The organism is Nostoc sp. 2RC (genome assembly GCF_014222165.1).
In the GTDB taxonomy this organism is placed as follows: domain Bacteria; phylum Cyanobacteriota; class Cyanobacteriia; order Cyanobacteriales; family Nostocaceae; genus Nostoc; species Nostoc linckia.
The window spans coordinates 1-865 of sequence record NZ_JACKZU010000760.1 but is presented as its reverse complement, the minus strand read 5'-3'; the positions used below and the strand labels follow the sequence as shown (position 1 = coordinate 865).

At 35.4% G+C, this 865-nt stretch carries 1 protein-coding gene; it reads right to left on the bottom strand.

All coding sequences use genetic code 11. From position 1 onward, the window contains the following. Window positions 1-272, bottom strand: a 272-nt coding sequence (locus tag GNE10_RS34870; RefSeq protein ID WP_185570555.1) for a M10 family metallopeptidase C-terminal domain-containing protein, incomplete at its 3' end; no start/stop codon positions are given. Between the last annotated feature and the right edge of the window lie 593 nt (window positions 273-865).

The window sequence follows — 865 nt, the reverse complement described above, 5'->3', positions numbered from 1 at the left end:
ATATTGAGAGTTCTAACATCTATTTTGTCTTGTCCCTTCTGAAAATCAGTGACGATATCTTGTTCTTTGGCTACAGTGGAACCTTCAAAGTACTCAAATACAAATTGGTCGTTTCCTGCACCGCCAGATAAGGTATCACTTCCAGCACCACCTGATAATTGATCGTTTCCACCTAGCCCAGAAAGGCTATCATTACCATTTAAGCCTTGAATAGTATCATTTCCAGAAGTGCCGACTAGATTATCGTTGTTGTTTGTTCCTTGAATAGCCATAGTTTTAAGAGCCTTTTTTGGTTTTAAGATAGTGCAGAGATTTTGAAATTTAGACAAAAATTCTTGTAGATTCAATATCAAAATCAAGATTGATTTTGAAAAAAATCCACGACAAAACACTGGGTTAAATTTATAGCAGCAAATAGCCAACAAGGAACAGGCATCAAAATCTTTTGAAGCCCATGTTTAACAATCAGTTGATGTGCTAACGTTACTGACTACTTCTATAAGTGGTTAAACCCATAAAAAATAGAGCGATCGCTTGGTACTGAATTGATACTATAAGAATGAAACTAATTAACTACATTAAGTATACATGTAATTAAGCAATAAGAGTGTATTTAAGTAATTATTTAATACGTATGATTTTCGGTAATTGACTAAACTTTAATAAAACATCATATTTTTTCTATGAAACTTTACGTTTTGTTGAAGAAGAATTCAGAATTCAGAATTCAGGAGTCAGAATAAAGACGCTCTCTACGAGACGCAACGCGAACGCGGACTCGCTCTAAGCTAATACCAATTTGAAAAAATAATGCAACACATAGACAAGACCCCTCCCCAACCCTCCCCTTGGCAAGGGGAGGGTG